The 20,160-nt window shown below is 47.3% G+C and carries 16 protein-coding genes; 7 read left to right on the top strand and 9 right to left on the bottom strand.

Annotated elements, in window-relative coordinates:
• Positions 1–45: 45 nt before the first annotated feature.
• The gene (locus A1OO_RS14045; protein ID WP_016958526.1) at positions 46–1,287 is read left to right on the top strand and encodes a leucine-rich repeat-containing protein kinase family protein; all 1,242 of its coding nucleotides are present in this window, start codon (positions 46–48) and stop codon (positions 1,285–1,287) included.
• Between the two features lie 164 nt (positions 1,288–1,451).
• On the top strand, positions 1,452–1,787 hold the full coding sequence (locus tag A1OO_RS14040) for a PBPRA1643 family SWIM/SEC-C metal-binding motif protein (RefSeq protein ID WP_017003386.1): 336 nt from the start codon (positions 1,452–1,454) through the stop codon (positions 1,785–1,787).
• Between the two features lie 70 nt (positions 1,788–1,857).
• On the opposite strand, the gene A1OO_RS14035 is transcribed toward A1OO_RS14040, so the two are convergent.
• The 8 genes from A1OO_RS14035 to betI form a co-directional block, all read right to left on the bottom strand.
• Positions 1,858–3,621, bottom strand: a complete 1,764-nt coding sequence (locus tag A1OO_RS14035; RefSeq protein ID WP_016958524.1) for a HEAT repeat domain-containing protein — start codon at positions 3,619–3,621, stop codon at positions 1,858–1,860.
• A 49-nt stretch (positions 3,622–3,670) separates the two neighbouring features.
• Entirely contained in the window at positions 3,671–4,636 is a 966-nt protein-coding gene (locus A1OO_RS14030) for a hypothetical protein (RefSeq protein ID WP_016958523.1), read from the bottom strand.
• Positions 4,637–4,979: 343 nt separating this feature from the next.
• The gene (gene choV, locus A1OO_RS14025; protein WP_016958522.1) at positions 4,980–6,170 is read right to left on the bottom strand and encodes a choline ABC transporter ATP-binding protein; all 1,191 of its coding nucleotides are present in this window, start codon (positions 6,168–6,170) and stop codon (positions 4,980–4,982) included.
• A gap of 2 nt (positions 6,171–6,172) precedes the next feature.
• A complete protein-coding gene (gene choW, locus A1OO_RS14020) occupies positions 6,173–7,021 on the bottom strand; it encodes a choline ABC transporter permease subunit (RefSeq protein ID WP_026023865.1) in 849 nt (282 codons plus the stop codon).
• Between the two features lie 100 nt (positions 7,022–7,121).
• On the bottom strand, positions 7,122–8,072 hold the full coding sequence (locus A1OO_RS14015) for a choline ABC transporter substrate-binding protein (protein WP_016958520.1): 951 nt from the start codon (positions 8,070–8,072) through the stop codon (positions 7,122–7,124).
• Between the two features lie 141 nt (positions 8,073–8,213).
• The gene (gene betA / locus A1OO_RS14010; RefSeq protein WP_016958519.1) at positions 8,214–9,941 is read right to left on the bottom strand and encodes a choline dehydrogenase; all 1,728 of its coding nucleotides are present in this window, start codon (positions 9,939–9,941) and stop codon (positions 8,214–8,216) included.
• 18 nt (positions 9,942–9,959) lie between these two features.
• A complete protein-coding gene (gene betB, locus A1OO_RS14005) occupies positions 9,960–11,420 on the bottom strand; it encodes a betaine-aldehyde dehydrogenase (protein WP_017003385.1) in 1,461 nt (486 codons plus the stop codon).
• Complete coding sequence (betI, locus tag A1OO_RS14000) at positions 11,421–12,032, bottom strand: transcriptional regulator BetI (protein WP_016958517.1); 612 nt, start codon at positions 12,030–12,032, stop codon at positions 11,421–11,423.
• A gap of 469 nt (positions 12,033–12,501) precedes the next feature.
• Between betI and A1OO_RS13995 the strand changes: the two genes are divergently transcribed.
• Both A1OO_RS13995 and A1OO_RS13990 read left to right on the top strand, forming a co-directional pair.
• Positions 12,502–14,154 (top strand): GGDEF domain-containing protein, encoded by a 1,653-nt coding sequence (locus tag A1OO_RS13995; RefSeq protein ID WP_241819123.1) that lies wholly within the window; start codon positions 12,502–12,504, stop codon positions 14,152–14,154.
• A 282-nt stretch (positions 14,155–14,436) separates the two neighbouring features.
• On the top strand, positions 14,437–15,327 hold the full coding sequence (locus tag A1OO_RS13990) for a pseudouridine synthase (RefSeq protein WP_017003383.1): 891 nt from the start codon (positions 14,437–14,439) through the stop codon (positions 15,325–15,327).
• 55 nt (positions 15,328–15,382) lie between these two features.
• Here A1OO_RS13990 and A1OO_RS13985 read toward each other — a convergent pair whose 3' ends face one another.
• Positions 15,383–15,928 carry a GNAT family N-acetyltransferase gene (locus A1OO_RS13985; protein ID WP_017003382.1) on the bottom strand — a complete coding sequence of 182 codons (546 nt, stop codon included), beginning with the start codon at positions 15,926–15,928 and terminating at the stop codon, positions 15,383–15,385.
• A gap of 191 nt (positions 15,929–16,119) precedes the next feature.
• Here A1OO_RS13985 and norR point away from each other — a divergent pair, with 191 nt between their 5' ends.
• From norR to A1OO_RS23345, 3 genes are all read left to right on the top strand, one after another.
• The gene (norR, locus tag A1OO_RS13980) at positions 16,120–17,649 is read left to right on the top strand and encodes a nitric oxide reductase transcriptional regulator NorR (protein WP_026023863.1); all 1,530 of its coding nucleotides are present in this window, start codon (positions 16,120–16,122) and stop codon (positions 17,647–17,649) included.
• Positions 17,650–17,834: 185 nt separating this feature from the next.
• On the top strand, positions 17,835–19,496 hold the full coding sequence (gene hcp, locus A1OO_RS13975) for a hydroxylamine reductase (protein ID WP_017003380.1): 1,662 nt from the start codon (positions 17,835–17,837) through the stop codon (positions 19,494–19,496).
• Positions 19,497–19,661: 165 nt separating this feature from the next.
• On the top strand, positions 19,662–20,160 hold a 499-nt coding region (locus A1OO_RS23345), incomplete at its 3' end, for a chloride channel protein (RefSeq protein ID WP_017003379.1).

The following is a 20,160-nucleotide window of genomic DNA, read 5'->3' as shown; positions in this document are numbered from 1 at the left end:
TAAACTACCCTCCGTTTTGTTTTCGATCAGCATGGATTCCTCATTTTGCACACTCTTTCTCAGCTAACCTCCGGCGAACTTGCAGGTATTAAACGCCTAAGCCTTTCCGACAACCTCACCACTTTTCCGCTAGAGATTATTTCGCTGGCTGACAGCTTAGAAATTCTCGATTTGTCTGGAAACCAGCTTTCTTCTCTGCCCGCTGAGATCAAGCAACTGACCAAGCTGAAAATCATCTTTGCCTCAGACAATCTGTTTGAAGCACTGCCAGAAGTGCTGGGTGAATGCCCAGAGTTAGAAATGATTGGCTTTAAAGCTAACCACATCCGCTATGTGTCCGAAAACGCGCTGCCGCCAAAACTCCGCTGGTTGATCTTAACTGACAATCAACTTGAAACCTTGCCAGATGCCGTAGGCCAACGCCCGCGAATGCAAAAACTGGCATTGGCAGGTAACCAGTTAACCTCGCTGCCGCACACAATGGGTGAATTGGAAAACCTCGAGCTTTTGCGTATTTCTGCAAACCAATTGCGTGAATGCCCCGATCACTTGCTTAGCCTGCCAAAACTGGCGTGGTTTGCGTTTGCAGGAAATCCGTTCTGCCAATCTGATGCGAATGTTGAGTCTGTCCCACATGTCCCATCGTCCAGTTTTGAGCGACAAGAAGTGCTCGGTCAAGGCGCGTCAGGCGTGATTTCTAAAGCCGTATGGAATGCAAACCAAGGCGATTTTCCCAATGACATCGCGGTGAAAGTATTTAAAGGCGAAGTCACCAGTGATGGCTACCCACAGGACGAGCTTAATGCGTGCTTAAAGGTCGGCAATCATCCTAGCCTTGTGCAGTCGTTAGCACAGGTCAGCGAGCCCGGTTTTCTTGCACTGGTGATGAATTTGATCCCGTCACACTTTAAGAACCTTGGCCTGCCACCAAACTTCGAAACATGCACGCGAGATACCTTCCCGCAGGGTTTTACGCTGTCGATTGCACAGATCGAAAAAATCGTCGCGCAGATGGAAGACGTTTTTCAGCACATGCATGACAGTCAGGTCTGTCACGGCGATTTGTACGCCCATAACACCTTGTTTGACGAAGAAGCGAATATCATCTTCGGTGATTTTGGTGCGGCAAGCATGTATCACATGTTACCGGAAGCCCAGCAAACGCAGATCAAGCAGATTGAGCACCGCGCCTTGAAGCATTTCATCGACGATTTACTGAGTGTTTGCAGCGAAGAAGACAAGAAGACTGACGCCTTTCGTCGACTCGCGATAGACGCTACCCAGTAGACATTCGGAAATGTCCATGTCCCTTTAGGCGGCGATTTCACCTGAATCTTCGCCTCTTTGGGCTTCAGCAGTAATGAATTGCGGGATCATGTCTCGTTAATATTTATTGCGGATGCGTTTTGCTGTATAACCTCACTCCGCATTCAACTAACCCGGAAAATCCCATGTCTAAGTTTTTCTATAAAGGCAGAATTGAAAAAAAACCAAAATACGAAAGTTTTGGTTACAACACCAAGCGTGCAGCAAAGCCGGGTTCAGAAGACCTTCCGTTGATGCTGACGGTACAAACTGAAGAGCGTAAAGCTGAACTGGAAGCCAAAGCGCTTGAAAACCAGCTGTTTGTGACCATTACAGTAGATGCAGAGCAACCAGAAGAAATTACTGAGTTCGAAACACTGCTTTGCAAGCCACAAACCACAGTGTTTGAAAAAACGCCAAACCGTAATGACGCTTGTTCATGCGGTAGCGGCAAGAAATACAAGAAATGCTGCGGTAAGTAAGCGGCAATCTGAGACACAAAAAAAAGCCAACTCAAAAAGTTGGCGTTTTTTGTTTTCAGTCGCTTGGTTTTTATTGCTTCAGCAGCTGCTGCGCTAAGGTAAGCGTCGATTCTGACACGCCTTGGGTCTCCAACATTTTACGCGCGGTCGATTTATTCAACGCCGTGGGTTGTGCATTGTTGGCGAGAAACATGAACAACAAATCCCGAGTGGGAGCGAGAATATCTGGTTCATCTAAACGACTTCGCAATTGTGCTTGATAACTCTCAGTGAGCTGAAGGTCTTGGCTGTTTGTTTCAATACCCAAAGTGATGGCTTTGACCACACTAGGATGCTCATCGTTCAGCATTTGCTTGAGCAAGGTGGGCTGCATATCAGGATTTCGACTTAGCAATTTGACCGCAACCTGCCTTTCATCTGCATATTGGCTGTCTAAGTAAGGCAGTACTCGGCTGTCCATCTCTGGATTTCCAAGGTTACTGATTGCCAGCAATTCATTGTAGCCCGCCCCTTCACTAGATAATCGTTGGGTTAGAAACGCGGTAACATCACTTGTCATGCGTGGATTTTGCTTTCCAAGAATGCCAATGTTCAACATAGCGGTTTGTCCCAGCAAGCTGTTGGAATGATCGAGCATATTTTGCAATGTGCTCAACGCTACCTGACTGTTTATCTCGCCCATCTTTACTATCGACATAATCGCTCGCAGCCGATCAGTTTCACCAAGTGAATCATCTTCTATCAGCGAAGCAAGCAGGTACTCACCTTCTCGTTCACCAGATCGCTCCAACGCAAAAATTAGGCTTGAGCGCATGCTGTCAGTTATCTCGTCTGAACTGAGCAAATCACGAACGTACCCCCAACCTTGGTTAACCAGAAACAGTCCTAATGCTTGGGCTGTGTCCAAATTTGGATTCGCATCAAACAACACCAGCGTCTCCATGAAGTTTTCTTCATTCACTTCTATGGCTGGCGCAGTATCGTTAAATGCCACTTTATATTTTGCGTTCACGCCAGCACCAAAACTGACTTTCGCCAGAATCAAAGCATCTGGCTTGATGGGGGTCATCGTTATTTCCTGTTCAAGCTGAAGCTCAGAGCCCTCCATTTCTACTGTCTTCCCAGTACTGGAATGTAATTGCGAGGGAAACGACGACGCATCCAACGTCAAATTCCACGTTTCTCTTTCAGACAGGGTTGCGTAGCTAGCCGAGGAGCTTGAATCGGTGGCTTTCTCACGCGTGACTTGGTTGCCATTAATGTCATAAAGGTAGGTGTGCGTGCCATCAGGAAGCTGCAGGCTATGAATGCCATCAAAGTATGAAAACTGAGCCAATAAGGCCGTCACGATATTCAGTGGGTGCTGGGGCGGCAACCCTAGCATTGATACATCGCTGAATTCCCCCGCTTGATAATTGAAAGTAAAACCGAGATACGATGGGATCTCAGTTTTGGGGTCTTCTGATTCAAACTTCACATCATAGGCAACGCCTTTATGTGGTTTTACACCCCCGGTATCGAACTCAATGCTCAATGCATTGGAGAAGTCTGCCAAGACAACGCCCCGACTGGTAAGCTTTGAGCGAATGACTGCGCGGTAAGCTCGCAGTTCGAGCGGTTTGGATGACGGCGTCATCGTACTCAATGGATCATTGGTAAAGTCGTAAGAAGCCAATGCCTTCGGTATTGTGCTGGATGAAACATCAGAAGTGACAGCGTTGCCATCGTGAGTATTGATTTCCGCTGTGGGGTTGGGAACCGGTGTGAAAATAATAAATGACGTGGCGACCACAACACAGGCAAACAGCGAGAGCAGGAGTAATTTTCTGTTCATTGCTTATCCATTTAATAACAGGAGGCACATCACATACCTCCAAAACAAATTACAAATATGCCGTTTGATCGTAAATTGTTTGATTGAACTCATAAATTGGCGACCAGCTAATCAAATCTGTTTCTGCATAGAATATTCTCGCAAAACCAAACAGTTTAACATCGCAATAAAGTCCAACTTTACCGTTACCACCCTGTGCATTTGCATCCCATTTAAGTCGGGTATAGTACTGATGTTTTTTACCCGGTTGTTTTTTATAAGTAACACCCGCTTCCGCATAGGCTTTCGTGCCGGCATTAATTAAGGTGAGCGAACCTTTCACGCCTTTTTCAACAGTTTTAAATAGAAGATTTAAACGGGCATAACCTTTGGCTGTTGCATCACCAGAAATAAATGGTCTCACGCTTGCAAAGATAAAATCGGGTCGACGCACACCATTTATCTTAATCGGCTTGTTGGGTTTGTCGAAACCGCCCACTTCAAGACCAGCCTCAAAGTCTGCACCGACCTTTAATGCCGCTCCAACACTGACACCAAGACGAAAGATACCAGCAGGATCTATCGGCACTGCAGGGATAGGCACGTCAAAGCTAGCAACGGTATGGCTAATCGTCCGTTTGATATCGGTGCGAAGCAGCGCATCACAGGTTGGACTGAGTGAAAACGGAACATCGGAGCCCACACTTAACGAAAGATGTAGGCCGCGCACACATTCGGCATCTTCAGGCTTGAAGTTCAAATCAACCCCGCCCAATACCGAACCGAGCGTTGTATTATGAGGACCAACTGTGACTGTGAAATCATTGCTAGTGTTGCCGATCACCTTCCCTCCGGTGAAGGTGACGTATCCATAACCTTTCCTTGTTTCAACAAAATTTCTAACAATGTTATGGGTGTTAGCTCGATGGGTTTTATTCAGTACCTGACCTGGGGATAGGCCTGATGCTTGTGTTTCAAATGATGAGGTTGAGAATGCTAAAGCTGTTAGCATTAAACCTAACTGCATAACTTTCATTATTATTTCCTAATATTTTATATCAAACATGGGTAATACCTTTTCATTTAAGGCATGAAAAATGTAAGACACAGTAGGAAATACGCGGAGCAACTATTGAAGATTAATCATTAACTAGTTCTATACACTAGTTGGTTAGTACATCAAAAGTGCGAATTTAGCATTATTATTAGACATGTTTTTATTAGCTATTTAGATTATTCTTATTATTACTAACTTACAATATTAAATTATCAAGAAACACAGCGAGGGATACAAATCTAACTATATCAACACCGTCTAGCCCATCAAAAAAAGCCAGCTTCAAAGCTGGCTTTAAAATTAAAACTGTTTCTGGCGTTTTCTAAGCCGCAGTCGAAAAATGCTTCCCAAGCAACGCGTGGTAGAAATCATTGTCCGACAAAACACCAATGATCTTTTCTTCGTCACTGAGCAACACAGACTGCCCCGTGTGATAGCGGATTTCCAGTGCATGACGCATAGAAGTATCTGCCGACGTAATCACAACCGAGTCCACAGCAAGATCAGTGATGCTCTCGCCTTCTTGCCATCGAACAATTGGAAGATTGGCATCTAGACGTTTCGCACCCGTGATTTGGCCTTCTGCATCGGTTTCCAACACAGTTTGTTCGTGTCGGTTCAATACCAAGGTGTTTCCTTCGCGCTCAAGATCGCCAATGGCAGTCATTAACGAGCGGCCTCGCAGTACGTTGAGCGGATTGGTGTGCGCCACAAAGTCTTCCACGTACTGATTTTCAGGGCGCAACACAATGTCTTCTGGCTTACCGTGTTGGATAATTTTGCCTGACTCCATAATGGCAATGTTATTGCCCAATTTCAGCGCCTCATCCAAATCGTGGCTCACGAACAGAATCGTTTTGTTGAGCTTACGTTGAAGTTCTAACAACTCGTCTTGCAACTGGTTTCGAATCAGCGGATCTAGTGCCGAGAAGGGCTCATCCATCAACAGAATGTCACTGTCCATGGTGAACGCTCGCGCAAGACCAACACGTTGCTGCATGCCTCCCGACAGCTCATGGGGCAGTTTGTCATGCCATTCCGTCAGACCAACCATGTCGATCTTTTCCATGGCACGTTGACGACGTTCGTCTTTGCCAACACCTTGCATTTCTAAACCGAAAGCAACGTTGTCAACCACGGATAGCCAAGGCATCAATGCGAACTTTTGAAACACCATGGAAATACGGTGTGAGCGCAAATGGCGCAACGCATTGTCATCAATACCGGCGAGATCGACCATCTCATCGCCATTGCGCACTTTTAGCGAACCACGAGTGACCGGGTTCAAGCCGTTGACCGCGCGAAGCAAGCTGGACTTTCCTGAACCTGAAAGCCCCATCAGTACACAGATCTCCCCTTCTTCGACGCTCAGTGTGGCGTTATGCACGCCAATCACATCGCCCGTTTCTTCTTGTATTTGCTGGCGCGTTTTTCCGTCATCTAACAAGGTCAGGCTTTTATCGATCGACTGACCGAAAATCACGTCCAAGTTTTCTATGGTTACTGCCTTCATGATTACCCCTCTTTCCCTTGTGATGCAGGCGCTTTGCATAAGCGGTCCAAAATAATTGCCACGAGTACAATGGCAAGACCCGCTTCAAAGCCTTGAGAAATATTCACGGTATTCAACGCACGGATAACCGGTTTACCCAAACCATCAGCACCCACTAACGCCGAGATAACCACCATGGAAAGCGACAGCATGATGCACTGCGTAATGCCCGCCATGATGTTTGGCATTGCCGCAGGCAGCTCAACTTTGAACAGCAGTTTATGTGGCGTCGCACCAAAGGCTTTGCCCGCTTCAATCAGCTCTTCTGGCACACTGCGAATACCCAGATAGGTCAAACGAATTGGCGCTGCGATGGCGAAGATAATGGTGGAGATCAAACCCGGCACAACGCCAAGACCAAACAACACCAGCGTTGGAATAAGGTAGACAAACGTTGGGATGGTTTGCATTAAATCGAGAACCGGACGCATAAAGGTATACAGCCACGGGCGATGTGCAGCGAGAATGCCGAGTGGCACACCAATCAATACCGACAACGAGGTAGCAGTGAGCACCAGTACGAAGGTTTCAATCATCTCCGTCCAGTAGCCTAAATTTAAAATCAGCAATAATGCGGCACAAACAAACACCACCAGCGGGATGCTTCTGTGTAAAAGCCAAGCAAGTCCGGCGGTCAGCAGAATTGGCACGTATGGCGGCATCCATTGCATCACATCGACAAGGGATAGGATTAGCCATTCTAGTGACAGGGAAAGCGCATCGAAGAAGCCAGCAGCGTTATCTGTTAACCAATCTACGCCGGTTTCCATGTAATCGCCGAGGGGTATTTTATTGTCAGTAATCCAGTTCATGTGTACTCCAAAATCCATCATGGTTTGGGTGAGTGACGCCATCAATGCGCCCTCACCCTCTGCTCCCGACACTTACTGCGGACGGGCAGCAGTCAATGCCTTACTGGATATTGAGATGTGCTTTAACGGCTGGCAGTGCATCTTTGCCATCCAGCGTTTTAACACCGTCTAACCATGCAGTTAGCGCCTCTGGGTTACCTTGCAGCCATTCTTTTGCAGCCATTTCAGGCTTCACGCCGTCGTTAAGAATGCCGTTCATGATGTCGTTTTCCATCGCCAACGAGAATTTCTGATTGGTCAGCAGCTTGCCAACGTTCGGACACTCGGTGGTGAAGTTTTGGCGTACATTGGTGTAAACGTTCGCGCCGCCAAAGTTAGGACCAAAGAAGTCGTCACCGCCAGCTAGGTATTCCAATTCAAAGTTGCTGTTCATTGGGTGTGGTGCCCAGCCTAAAAATACAATCCACTGGTCGCGACGAACAGCACGCTTCACTTGTGACAACATGCCTGCTTCACTGGATTCAACCAGATTGAAGCTTTTAAGCCCAAATGCATCCGCATCGATCATGTCTTGGATCAAACGGTTGCCATCGTTACCCGGCTCAATGCCATACACGCGGCCTTTGAAGTTATCTTCAAACTTGGCGATATCTGCGAAGGTTTTTACGCCCGCTTCAAAGGCGTACTTTGGCACGGCCAAGGTATATTTCGCGCCTTCAAGGTTCATGTTGATGGTTTCAACCGTGCCCGCATCGCGGTACTTGGCAATATCCCCTTCCATGGTTGGCATCCAGTTGCCCAGGAACACATCAATGTCGCCGTTTGCCAGCGAGGTATAGGTAACAGGGACAGACAGCAGCTGTATGTCGGTTTCGTATCCCATACCTTGCAGTACAAGCGTCGTTGCTGCGGTGGTGGCGGTAATATCCGTCCAACCTACATCTGAAAAACTCACTTTCTCACACTGGTTTGCCATTGCTGGTGCAGCAATCAAGCTTGCCGCTACGGTCAGGCTTAGTGCTGTCAGTCGTTGAGTCTGTTTAATATCCATGATGCTTTCCTCTTCCTTTCTTTGTCTGCGGGCGTTGCAGTAAGCCGCGCCCTTCAGTTTTTTATTCGTTGTCTTGTTTATTCTCGAGTTTGGTTTAGCTACTCGATGCACAAGATCGGTTTTTCTATTCTTGGTTGACTGTTATTGCCTATGTGCATCCGAAACTGTTTTACTTTCAGATGCGTTTTCTGGCGGAACCAAACGCTGCTGAGTCTGCCAGTTTGGATCTTGCCATACCGCCACATCGGTGGAAGGCAAGAGTCCGTTATTCAAGATCATGTCTGCGGCACGCTCTGCCACCATGATGGTTGGCCCGTTTAAGTTGCCGTTGGTGATCGTTGGGAATACCGATGAATCCACCACACGCAGATTTTCAATACCACGCACGCGAAGCGCTGCATCGAGTACTGCCATTGGATCAGTCTCTGCGCCCATTTTGCAGGTGCATGATGGGTGGTACGCGCTTTCCACATTGGCTTTCACCCAGGCATCGATTTCTTCATCACTTTGCACGTTTTCGCCTGGCTGAATTTCACCATCGCCAAAACGCGCAATCGCATCTTGTGCCAAGATTTCACGGGTCAGACGAATACAATCACGCCAATCCTGCTTGTCTTGCTCTGTGCCAATGTAGTTAAAAACGATCTCAGGTTTGTCGTCTGGACGCGCGCTGGTGATACGCACATAACCACGACTTTCCGGTTTGTTCGGGCCAACATGCACCTGAAAGCCGTGCCCTTCCACCGCTGATTTGCCGTCGTAACGGATCGCCGCTGGCAAAAAGTGGTATTGAACGTTCGGCCACTTGATGCCAGCACGGCTGCGAATAAATGCGCATGACTCAAAGTGGTTGGTTGCGCCCAATCCATCTCTAAACAAGATCCAGCGCGTACCGATCAACCCTTTGCTGATCAAACCCAGCTTGCCGTTCAGGGTGATGGGTTCTTTACAGAAATACTGGAAGTAAACTTCCAGATGGTCTTGCAGGTTCTCACCCACGCCCGGCAGATCGTGCTTTACCTCAACCCCTGCGTTTTCCAGCACGGCTTTCGGACCAATACCGGAGAGCTGAAGCAACTGCGGTGAACCAATAGAGCCCGCCGCGCTGATCACTTCTTTGCGTGCGTTCACTTCATGGTGTTGACCGCTCTTCCGATACGAAACGCCTACCGCTTGTTTCTCTTTCAGCAAGATTTTGTTCACCGTCACGCCTCTGATCAACGTGAGGTTGCTGCGTTTCAAGGCACGACGTAAATAGGCATTCGACGTAGACGCACGTACGCCGCCGTCCACCGTCATGTGCATTGGGCCAAAGCCTTCTTGCTGATAGCCGTTGTAATCTTCGGTGACCGGATAACCCGCTTGTTCGCCTGCATCAATGAACGCACGATAAAGCGGGTTCAGTGCCATGTCGTTACCATTGCAGGTACCGACAGGGCCATTGCCGCCGCGATAGTCATCTTCGCCGCCAATCCAGGTTTCAGCGCGTTTGAAATACGGCAAGCAAGATTGATAGTTCCAACCTTGCGCGCCGTTGGCTTCCCACTGGTCAAAGTCACTGGCGTGGCCACGCACATACACCATGCCGTTGATGGAAGAACTGCCGCCCAGCACTTTGCCGCGAGGACAATGTAACTTTCGACCGTCTAATCCGCTTTCGGCTTGGGTTTCAAACTGCCATGCATATTTTTCGGTGTTCATTGGGTAAGAAAGCGCGGTCGGCATCTGAATAAAAATGCTGCGGTCTGTTCCGCCCGCTTCGAGGATCAATACGTTGTGCTCGCCAGATTCCGTCAGGCGATCCGCCAGCACGCAACCCGCTGAACCCGCGCCAACGATGATGTAGTCAAATTCTGTTTCAATTGCCATGATGCTAAAAAAATCCTATTACGCGTACGGGCTATCTACGTCACCCAACTCGACGTAAACGCTCTTGGTCTGGGTGTAATGATTCAGCGTTTGAACACCGTTTTCGCGTCCAATGCCTGATTGCTTGTAGCCACCAACAGGCATTTCAGCCGGAGATGCTCCCCAGTTATTGATCCAACAAATACCCGCTTGCAGCTTGGCAATCACTCGGTGTGCGCGAGAGAAGTTGGTGGTAAACACGCCAGCGGCAAGGCCATACTGCGTATCGTTAGCACGAGCAATCACTTCTTGCTCATCGCTGAAACGCAGCACGGACATCACAGGGCCAAAAATCTCGTGTTTAACGTGAGGCATGTCATCGGTACAGTCTGCAAATATGGTCGGCGCAACAAAGTTACCTTTGTCCAGCCCACCCTCGGTGACTTGGTAACCGCCGCACAGCAAGCGTGCGCTGGTTTGCTTACCTTGTTCGATAAAGCCAAGCACTTTTCCTAAATGGTCTCTGGAGATCAACGCGCCGATTTGGGTATCAGGATGTGTTGGGTCGCCCACAATTAGCTTGTCTGTGCGAGCTGCCAATTTTTCGAGGAAGATGTCGTAGATATCATCATGTACAAACACGCGAGTGCCGTTTGTGCACACTTCACCTTGGGTGTAGAAGTTCGCAAGCATGGCACCTGAAACGGCGTTATCAATGTCAGCATCGTTAAACACGATCAACGGGGACTTGCCGCCCAGCTCCATCGTGACAGACTTAAGCGAGCCTGCTGCATCAGCCATGACTTTCTTGCCTGTTCCGCATTCGCCCGTAAACGAGACCTTAACGATATCCTTGTGGCGAGAGAGCATCTGTCCGACACGGTAGTCGCCCTGAACCACATTGAATACGCCATCTGGCATACCCGCTTCCGAAAATATCTCAGCCAGTTTCAGCGTCGTTAACGGCGTTTCTTCTGAGGGTTTGAATACCATGGCATTGCCTGCCGCCAACGCTGGGCCCGCTTTCCACATCGCGATTTGAATCGGATAGTTCCATGCACCAATGCCCGCACATACGCCCAAAGGCTCTTTGCGCGTATAGAAGAACTGATTTTCACCAAGGCTTTGCTGTTCGCCTTGAATAGACACCGCCAGACCCGCGTAATATTCAATCACGTCTGCGCCTGTCACCACATCAACGTACTGCGCTTCTTGTATTGGCTTACCGGCATCCAGCACTTCTAGTGCTGCCAGCTCATCATTGCGTTCACGCAAAATAGCCACGGCGCGGTTCAAAATCGCACGACGTTCCGCACCACTCATTGCCGACCAAACCTGAAAGCCTTCCCAAGCTGACTTTACTGCAGCATCCACATCGGCCTGACTCGCTTGTTGCACGTCAGCCAGCTTTTCGCCCGTTGCTGGATTTAGGGTTTGAAACGTTTCGCCGGAGGTCGCATCAACGTAGCCTCCGTGAATGTATAACTGTTTAATATCCATTTAATTATTGCCTTTTGATATGGATGGAAAGTCTTGAAGTTGGCGTTCGAGGTAGTCTTCAATCGTCGCAACCGCTTCTAGCGAATCGATACCTTGCGGATTGAGCGCCCCACGAAGCCAGATGCCGTCAACCAATGCAGCAATTCCCTGCGCAACAAACGCAGCGCGATCCGAGGGCATCAGTTTTTTGAGTTCAACGCGAAGATGTGAAAGCAGACGTCTTTCGTTAACGTGTTGGAGTCTAAATAAAGCGGGGTCGTGCATGGCGTGCGACCAGAATGCCAGCCACGTTTTGGTCACTTTGCTGCTCACCTGATTGGGGTCGAAGTTGCCATCAACAATGGCGAGAATGCGCCCTTTGGCATCGTTTGGGTCGGTCATGTTCAACCTTTGTTGAACACCCTTAGAGAGTTCACGGAGCACAGAACGCATGGTTTCTTCCAGCAATCCGTGTTTGCCACCAAAGTAGTGGTTAATGATCCCCGCAGACACCCCTGCTTTTCGGCTGATCAGGGCGACACTCGCCCCAGCCAAACCGACATCGTCGATGGCAGACATGGTTGCCTCCACGAGCTGTGGGCGACGAATTGCGGGCATCCCTACCTTTGGCATCAAATCCTCCTTGATTGGTTAAAAATGTAGCAAAAATGTTTTTTGATTGAACGTTCAATTAAAAACAGACTTACAAATAACGCAATTGTTGTCAAAAATAGATTTGATGTGTAAAAGTAAGAAAATAATAACAAAGATCGTTTTATTTCATAAAATCAAAGACGTAACCAAGAAACACTCAAATTCCCACTGCTCAAAAACCCTGCAATTGATTAGCACACTAAAGGTTATTAGGTAGGAAAAACCTATCCGGAAGGCCTCGGATACTTTCTACATCCATCACATAATGCGTTCAATTTTCATACAGGCCGATTGAAATTTACTGCCGAAAATAGAAATTTCCAACTCGCATTTTTAAAAAATGCAATTCTTAACATCAAGCATATCGACGCTGATCTCCAAATTAAAAGATCGTAAAAAACAAACTCTCACAAAGATGTGAAGTGCGTCTTTTAGACGTTAATATTATGTGTATGTTTTTACCATCCACACTACTGTTGTAATATTAATTAAATATACCTATCAGATTGGATTGAAACAGATCCATCAATGCAGGACGACTCACTATAAGACAGGTAAAAAAATGCTTGCACTAGATAACCGCACCCTACTCACCGTAACAGCGCTTATCTCTATTGGATCAGCCGTCGCATTGTTTTCTCTATGGCGTTCACAATCAAAACCAAACGGTTCAGCTTTTTGGGCGCTGGGGATGTCGAGTGTCGCCCTCGCGAGTATTTTGATTTCGTTTAGAGACGCCATTCCAGATCTCTTTTCACTTGTGGTCGCTAATTCGCTATATATTCTTGGCTTTCAGCTCATTCTACGTGGCATCCGCATTTTTGTTGGTCGACAACCATTGGTCATATTGGATTATGCCCTTGTCCCAATTTCTGCAGCACTTCTCTGTTACTTCAATTACATTGACCAAAATTTAAACATCCGAATTGCCGTTGTCTCTCTGGCATTTATGATTATTTGCACCAATGTAGTCATTACTTTTTTACAAGAGAAGAATGCGCCTTGGCGCTCAGCAGGATTTGCTGTGGCGTCGATGTTCGGGCTGTTTGGTTTAATCCATGGGATACGAGGTGCCATCATGTTGGCGTCGCCGTTAGAACACTATTTTATGGCCAACAACATAACCGCATCATTAGTATTCCTTGGCGGAATATTCATTATTGCTGGAATGGCAATTACCCTAATTTTGCTCACTTATGCCGTACTTGAATCAGAGTTTCGTATTCTTTCTCAAGCCGTTAAACAGTCAGCGTCATCAATCATCATTACCGACAGAACGGGGCTGATTAACTACGTGAATCCCGCCTTCATTGAAACCACAGGGTATCGAGCAGAAGAGCTCATCGGTAATAAACCCAGTATTTTAAAGCCAGGAGAAATGCCCTCAGCAGAATATTCCAATCTGTGGGAGTCCATCTCTAGTGGCAAAGTATGGCGTGGCGAATTCTATAATCGCAAAAAAAATGGCGAGTACTTTTGGGAAATTGCGTCGATTGCACCAGTAAAACAGCGCAATGGTGAAATTAGTCATTTTGTTGCGGTAAAAGAAGATATCACCGCTTTAAAAGAGGCCAAGAAGCATATCGACCATCTAGCAAACCATGACACATTAACGGGTCTGCCCACTAGAAAGCTTGCCATGGAGCGTCTATCAAACGCATTAGCTCATGCGAAAATCCATAACAGAAAGGTGGCTGTGTTATTTGTGGATCTCGATGGCTTCAAGGCGGTAAATGATACTCACGGTCATGACGCAGGTGATCAGGTGTTAAAAAGAACCACGAAAAGGTTATGTGCTTGTGTAAGAGACGTTGATACCATCGCACGTATTGGTGGCGATGAATTTTTAATCTTACTGCCTAATATCGTCAATATCGAATCGATTCGTAAAGTGACGGAAAGAATGATTGAAGCTGTCTCTGCTCCCTATCATTTAGGGAGCGTGGAAGTCACCGTGACGGCCAGTATTGGTATTTCTTTATTCCCTGATGACGATGACGTACCGTTAGAACTCGTTAAACTTGCCGACCACGCAATGTACACAATTAAACATCAGGGAAAAAACAATTACATGTTCACGAACCGATACTGTTCGGTTTGAGTGATTGTTGATTATTGATTGTTGATTGTTGATTGACGACGAATAGCGCGAACCAAGTTTGTATCCAAGCGACTTCAAGAACCTTGGATGTAACGAATAAAAAATCAAAAGACGACGACCTTTATCCTTTACAATGCACCCCGCACTTATTCTCGGTTTTGTCATTCAGTATGATTGGCCATAAAACACAGAAGGTGGCGTTCCAGCTAGACGCAAATTCGCGCTTTTTGCCTTCAGATACCCATGCAACGTCAAGATGCTGGGTATAAACCGGACCATTCGATGACCATTTCCGACTATCCCTCAAAACTGAGCCTACCGCAGACGAATCCGGGTGTTTCTACCGTATTGGAATACCTCGTTATCAAGTTTCCCTTCATTGATGCTCAGGTCTGGCAACAGCGCATGGCTGATGGCAAGGTTCATTACCACGATGGAACACGCGTTTCCGCGCAATCTCTGTTTCAACCGCAACAACGGATCTACTACTACAGAGAAGTTGAAAACGAGCCTCGTGTTCCCTTCCAAGAAGAGATCCTGTTTCAGGATGAGCACATTGTGGTGGTTTACAAACCCCATTTTCTCGCGGTTTTACCCGGCGGTGTTTACGTGAATGAATGTTTGCAGAATCGGTTACGAAAAAGTACCGGTATATCGGAACTGCAAGCGCTACATCGGTTAGACCGAGTGACGGCGGGCTTAGTCATGTTTTCAGTCAACCCTGAGACGAGCCATCTTTACCATCATTTGTTCGAGACACGGCAAATACACAAAACCTACCAAGCGATTGCCAATCTTCGAGAGGGAGAAAACATTGTTGGTCGAGAATGGGAAGTGAAAAACCGAATTGAGCAGTCTGAACCGCGTTTTCGCATGCAGGTGACAGAGGGTAAAGCCAACAGCCATTCCGTGATTCGATGCCTAAAGCAATCCGACGAAAAGGCACTGTTTGAGCTGCATCCGGTGACGGGTAAAACCCATCAACTGCGCGTTCACATGCAAACGCTTGGCTGGCCGATTTTGAATGACAAGTACTACCCTGAATTGCAACCTCTCAGCGCTGACAACTATTTAGCCCCCTTGCAGTTGCTGGCAAAAGAGGTGGAATTTATCGACCCCATTTCACATCAACCTCGACACTTTCGTTCCGACCATCACTTGTCACTCAACTAAGGCTAGACGCACTGTTTTGTTTCCGATTCGTTCAGTGAGCACTTTTCTTTGTGTGTCAGCCCTTATGAGATGTTGGTAATGTGAATGTCAGCTCCGAGTAGCTTTGGCCATCAATACGGTAGTAATCGGAAATCTCGCCCAGTTGTTCAAATCCGAGCTTACGGTATAGCGTGATGGCTTTCTCGTTGCAGCCAATCACATTCAAATCCAGCCATTCGGTTTTTTCGTCGTTCTGACAGAAAGCGATCGCGGTTTTAAGAAGTGATTCGCCTAACCCCTGACGACGAACTGCGCGATCAACGCCCATCCCCAGCAACACGCGATGACGACAATGCTCGTCAGCATAGTGTCGTAAATCAATGTGACCGACTATGTTTCCGCTGCTGTTTTTCGCCAACCAAATCTTACGCCAGTTTGACGATTCCCTATCGGCCAGGACACCATCGCTAAAGCGCTTCTTTACATCGTCAGACACAACACATTCGTCGCGAGATAATGGCTGAAACAACGCCCCACCTTCTGCTCCATTCTCTTCAAGCTGACGGTTTAAGTAAGCAAACAATGCCGCCATATCCTCTGAACCAGCATCCTCGATTTTCATTTCTACATCCTTTTCGCGCGGCTAAAGCGTCATTACCTCAGTCGAGAGCACTCGATCATACCGACCTGCTCCGTATTAAAACAAGTACCGCTTGATCGCTGTCAATCAGACATCAATCATTTTCCTTTGATGATGTTTAAATGACATCACACTGATACCATCGGTCGCCTCTTCTTTTTGTGGTTTCTATTATGACTTCGAATATGGATCATGTTCTGCTGAATATTGCCTTGAACCTCAGTTCTAACCTTGATCGTGATAAACAATACCAACGGTTAATAGAAGGAATGGGGCAGGTTTTTCCCTACGATGCCAGCGCATTATTTATATTTGATAAAGAAGGCTTTCTCACGCCAGTCGCTGTAAAAGGCTTGTCTAGCGCAGTTTTGGGGCGTCGCTTCTTTCCAAAATCACATCCTCGATTAGATGCCATTGTAAAGAGCCTGAACCCAGTGCGCTTTGATGCAAACTGCGAGCTACCCGACCCCTTTGATGGCGTCTTGCTAACCGAGAACACAACCATTGATGTCCATGACTGTATGGGTTGTAGCTTGTATGTCGATGGCCAACTTGTTGGTGCACTCACGATGGATTCCCTGACGGTGGGTGCTTTTGACCACATTGAGCCCGTAGCCATTGAAACCTTCGCCGCACTTGCTGCTGCCACACTGCGAAATATTGGTTTAGTCGAAGCGTTGAAAACGCAAAATCACAAACAAAAAACCGTGACCGAAACGCTAATCCGACAAGCTCGTTCACTAAAAGGTGACATGGTCGGTTTTAGCCCGCAAATGCACCAACTACGAACGAATATCGCGACCGTCGCAAAATCAGATTATGCCGTTCTTATTACGGGTGAAACCGGTACAGGCAAAGAACTGGTTGCGCATAGCGTTCATGCTCAATCAAATCGCAACGACAAACCGATGATTTACGTTAACTGTGCGGCACTGCCAGAGGGCCTGGCGGAAAGTGAATTGTTTGGTCATGTAAAAGGCGCATTTACGGGAGCCATTAACAATCGTGCGGGTAAATTTGAGTTAGCCGACGGTGGTACATTGTTTTTAGACGAAGTCGGCGAATTGCCGCTCGTTTTACAAGCAAAACTACTGCGAGTGATCCAGCAAGGTGAGTTACAACGCGTAGGCAGTGACAAGCACTTGCAGGTGAATGTTCGCATTGTGGCCGCGACAAATCGCAAGCTTGAAGACGAAGTTGAAGCAGGGAATTTCCGCGCCGATTTATTTCACCGTTTGAACGTGTTTCCAATAACGGTACCGGCGATGAGAAAACGCGAAGGCGACATTCCCGTGCTCGCGGGTCATCTGCTCGAAAAAGTCAGGCATCAATTCAATGTGCCAAATCTTCACATTCACGCAAAAGCGCTCTCCATGCTAGAAGAGCAACCTTGGCCAGGTAATGTTCGTGAGCTTGAACATACGCTGACGCGCGCAGCATTGCGCGCAATTCAGGACCAATGCCACACGATTAATCTGATCCATTTTGATGTGGTCGTCACGAGTGATGATGTCAAAAAGACATCGCAGTATTTCCCCGCCGAAAACCAAAATATGCGCGAGTTGGTTGAAGCCTACCAACGAGACCTTATCTCTCATGTACTAGAAAAAACGGGGGGTGTTTGGTCAAAAGCCGCTGAGTTTTTGCACATGGACAGGGGCAACCTCTATCGTATGGGGAAAAAGCTCGGCATTCATCGATAAAGGTTTTCTTCTCCAATTTCCGCGCTCGATGTAAAAAAGACAACAAACGCGTTGTCTTTTTTACATCGAATGAATATTGAAATTGAATAAATATTATTTAATATCAAATAGATAACTGTTGGCACAAAGCATGCAATCACAGTGCATTAATTGAAATAAATCAATATCACCACTGGAGACCCGCTATGTTCTGTATTCAATGTGAGCAGACAATTCAAACACCCACTGTCAAAGGCTGTTCATTCGCGAAAGGTATGTGTGGAAAAACCGCCGAAGTGTCAGACTTGCAAGATGTGTTGGTGTACGCATTACAAGGGGTGTCTTTCTGGGCGAATCTGGCAAGTGAATTCGACATCGTCAACGACGAAATCAACCAATGGGCACCGAAGGCTTTCTTCTCGACTCTTACCAACGTTAACTTCGACCCTGAGCGCATTCTTGAACTGACGCATCAAGCGTCAGTATACAAAGCACGCCTTGAACAACATGTCCGTGCAGCTTACCAAATGGCAGACAAAAGCCTGCCTGCATTACCGCCTGTCGCCAGTTTTGAACTGCCAAAGAATGCTGAAGCAATATTGGCTCTTGCTCCACATGTCGCGGTAAACCGCGGAAAAGACAGCGTGCATGAAGACGTTATCGGCTTACGTCTGCTGTGTCTTTACGGCTTAAAAGGTGCGGCAGCGTACATGGAGCATGCCCTGGTACTCGGTCAAACTGACAACGCTGTGTATGGTGATTATCACAACATTATGGCGTGGCTTGGAACCGATCCTGAAGACTTGGGTGAGCTGCTCGATTACTCAATGAAAATTGGTTTGATGAACTACAAAGTGATGGAAATGTTGGATACCGGTGAAACCACCACCTTTGGTCACCCAGCACCAACCCAAGTCAATGTAAAACCGATTAAAGGCAAATGCATTCTAGTATCAGGCCACGACCTACACGATCTGGAAAAAATCCTTCAACAAACTGAAGGTAAAGGCATCAACGTTTACACCAATGGTGAAATGCTCCCTGCTCACAGCTATCCGGAACTCAACAAATATCCACACCTAGTGGGTAACTACGGCAGCGCATGGCAAAACCAGCAAAAAGAGTTCGCCAACTTCCCTGGTGCGATTGTGATGACATCAAACTGCCTGCTTAACCCAGATATCGGCCAGTATGCAGATCGCCTATTTACCCGCAGCATTGTCGGTTGGCCGGGTGTAGCGCACATTGAAGGTGATGATTTCAGCCAAGTGATCGATAGTGCTCTGGGACTTGATGGCTTCAAACACAACGAAATTGAACACATGATCACCATTGGCTTTGGTCGTAACGCGTTGATGGCTGCTGCCCCTGCCGTTATTGAAGAAGTGAAGAAAGGCAACATCAGCCACTTCTTCTTAGTGGGTGGTTGTGACGGTGATAAATCTGAGCGCAGCTACTACACCGACTTCACTGCTCAAGCGCCTGAAAGTTCTATCATTCTGACACTGGCTTGCGGTAAATACCGTTTCAACAAGAATCAGTTCGGTGACATTAACGGCATTCCTCGTCTTCTTGATGTTGGCCAGTGTAACGATGCCTACTCGGCCATTCAGCTTGCACTTGCGCTTGCCAATGAATTTGAGTGCGACATTAATGAACTACCATTAACCCTCGTTTTGTCTTGGTTTGAACAAAAAGCCATCGTGATTTTACTGACTTTGTTTGCTCTAGGTGTGAAAGGCATTTACACCGGGCCTACCGCTCCCGCATTCCTCACCGACAACTTGATTACGATCATTCAAGACACGTTCGACATGCGCTCTATCTCGACCGTTGAAGAAGATCTTAAAGCGATTCTCGCTGCGTAATAAGAACACTGTCTATCAAAGACGTCAGCCCTTGTGTATTCACTTATTGATGATCACGAGGACTGATGCCAATGATCACTCGCTGTATCATTTCCGAAGAATAGTGAGCCACATAACTGCTCTATGCTGGTTAGGTATCTAGTAATTCATAGGGAAAGCCGCTGTATGACCACCCCATCTGGTGACAATACCGACAACAATCCAGAAAGGAAGCCAACTTCAGGCGTCATGCGGCGCTTTCTTGCCACTCACAAAAGCTCGCTGCCCATTTTATTTCTCTCCGTGTTTGTTGGCCTATTTGCAGGGCTTCTGTGTACTTTCTTTGATATCACTATCGATTGGGTGGTCAATCAACGTGAACATTGGCTAGATGGCCGCTCTGATCTGGCATGGTCGACCATTGTTGTCATTATGCTGAGCAGTTCGATACTGTCTGCTTTTGGCTTTTATCTCGTGATACGCATGGCACCTGAAGCGGCAGGCTCTGGCATCCCTGAGATTGAAGGTGCGCTAGATGGTGTTCGCCCTGTACGCTGGTGGCGGGTGATCCCCGTGAAATTTTTTGGCGGCATTGGCGCGATTGGCGCAGGCTTGGTGCTTGGTCGGGAAGGCCCCTCAGTACAAATGGGCGCGAGTGTCGGCAGAATGCTGACAGACATATTCA

This window comes from Enterovibrio norvegicus FF-33, assembly GCF_000286835.2.
GTDB classification, from domain to species: domain Bacteria; phylum Pseudomonadota; class Gammaproteobacteria; order Enterobacterales; family Vibrionaceae; genus Enterovibrio; species Enterovibrio norvegicus_A.
Note: the sequence above shows the minus strand (reverse complement) of the source record. Positions and strands in the feature narration are given on the sequence as shown.

What these genes read in the sequence shown, in the direction of transcription:
- A1OO_RS14040 (WP_017003386.1), top strand. Translation starts at nt 1,452, where the DNA reads ATGTCTAAGTTTTTCTATAAAGGCAGAATTGAAAAAAAACCAAAATAC.
- A1OO_RS14035 (WP_016958524.1), bottom strand. Translation starts at nt 3,621, where the DNA reads ATGAACAGAAAATTACTCCTGCTCTCGCTGTTTGCCTGTGTTGTGGTC.
- A1OO_RS14030 (WP_016958523.1), bottom strand. Translation starts at nt 4,636, where the DNA reads ATGAAAGTTATGCAGTTAGGTTTAATGCTAACAGCTTTAGCATTCTCA.
- choV (WP_016958522.1), bottom strand. Translation starts at nt 6,170, where the DNA reads ATGAAGGCAGTAACCATAGAAAACTTGGACGTGATTTTCGGTCAGTCG.
- choW (WP_026023865.1), bottom strand. Translation starts at nt 7,021, where the DNA reads ATGAACTGGATTACTGACAATAAAATACCCCTCGGCGATTACATGGAA.
- A1OO_RS14015 (WP_016958520.1), bottom strand. Translation starts at nt 8,072, where the DNA reads ATGGATATTAAACAGACTCAACGACTGACAGCACTAAGCCTGACCGTA.
- betA (WP_016958519.1), bottom strand. Translation starts at nt 9,941, where the DNA reads ATGGCAATTGAAACAGAATTTGACTACATCATCGTTGGCGCGGGTTCA.
- betB (WP_017003385.1), bottom strand. Translation starts at nt 11,420, where the DNA reads ATGGATATTAAACAGTTATACATTCACGGAGGCTACGTTGATGCGACC.
- betI (WP_016958517.1), bottom strand. Translation starts at nt 12,032, where the DNA reads ATGCCAAAGGTAGGGATGCCCGCAATTCGTCGCCCACAGCTCGTGGAG.
- A1OO_RS13990 (WP_017003383.1), top strand. Translation starts at nt 14,437, where the DNA reads ATGACCATTTCCGACTATCCCTCAAAACTGAGCCTACCGCAGACGAAT.
- A1OO_RS13985 (WP_017003382.1), bottom strand. Translation starts at nt 15,928, where the DNA reads ATGAAAATCGAGGATGCTGGTTCAGAGGATATGGCGGCATTGTTTGCT.
- norR (WP_026023863.1), top strand. Translation starts at nt 16,120, where the DNA reads ATGACTTCGAATATGGATCATGTTCTGCTGAATATTGCCTTGAACCTC.
- hcp (WP_017003380.1), top strand. Translation starts at nt 17,835, where the DNA reads ATGTTCTGTATTCAATGTGAGCAGACAATTCAAACACCCACTGTCAAA.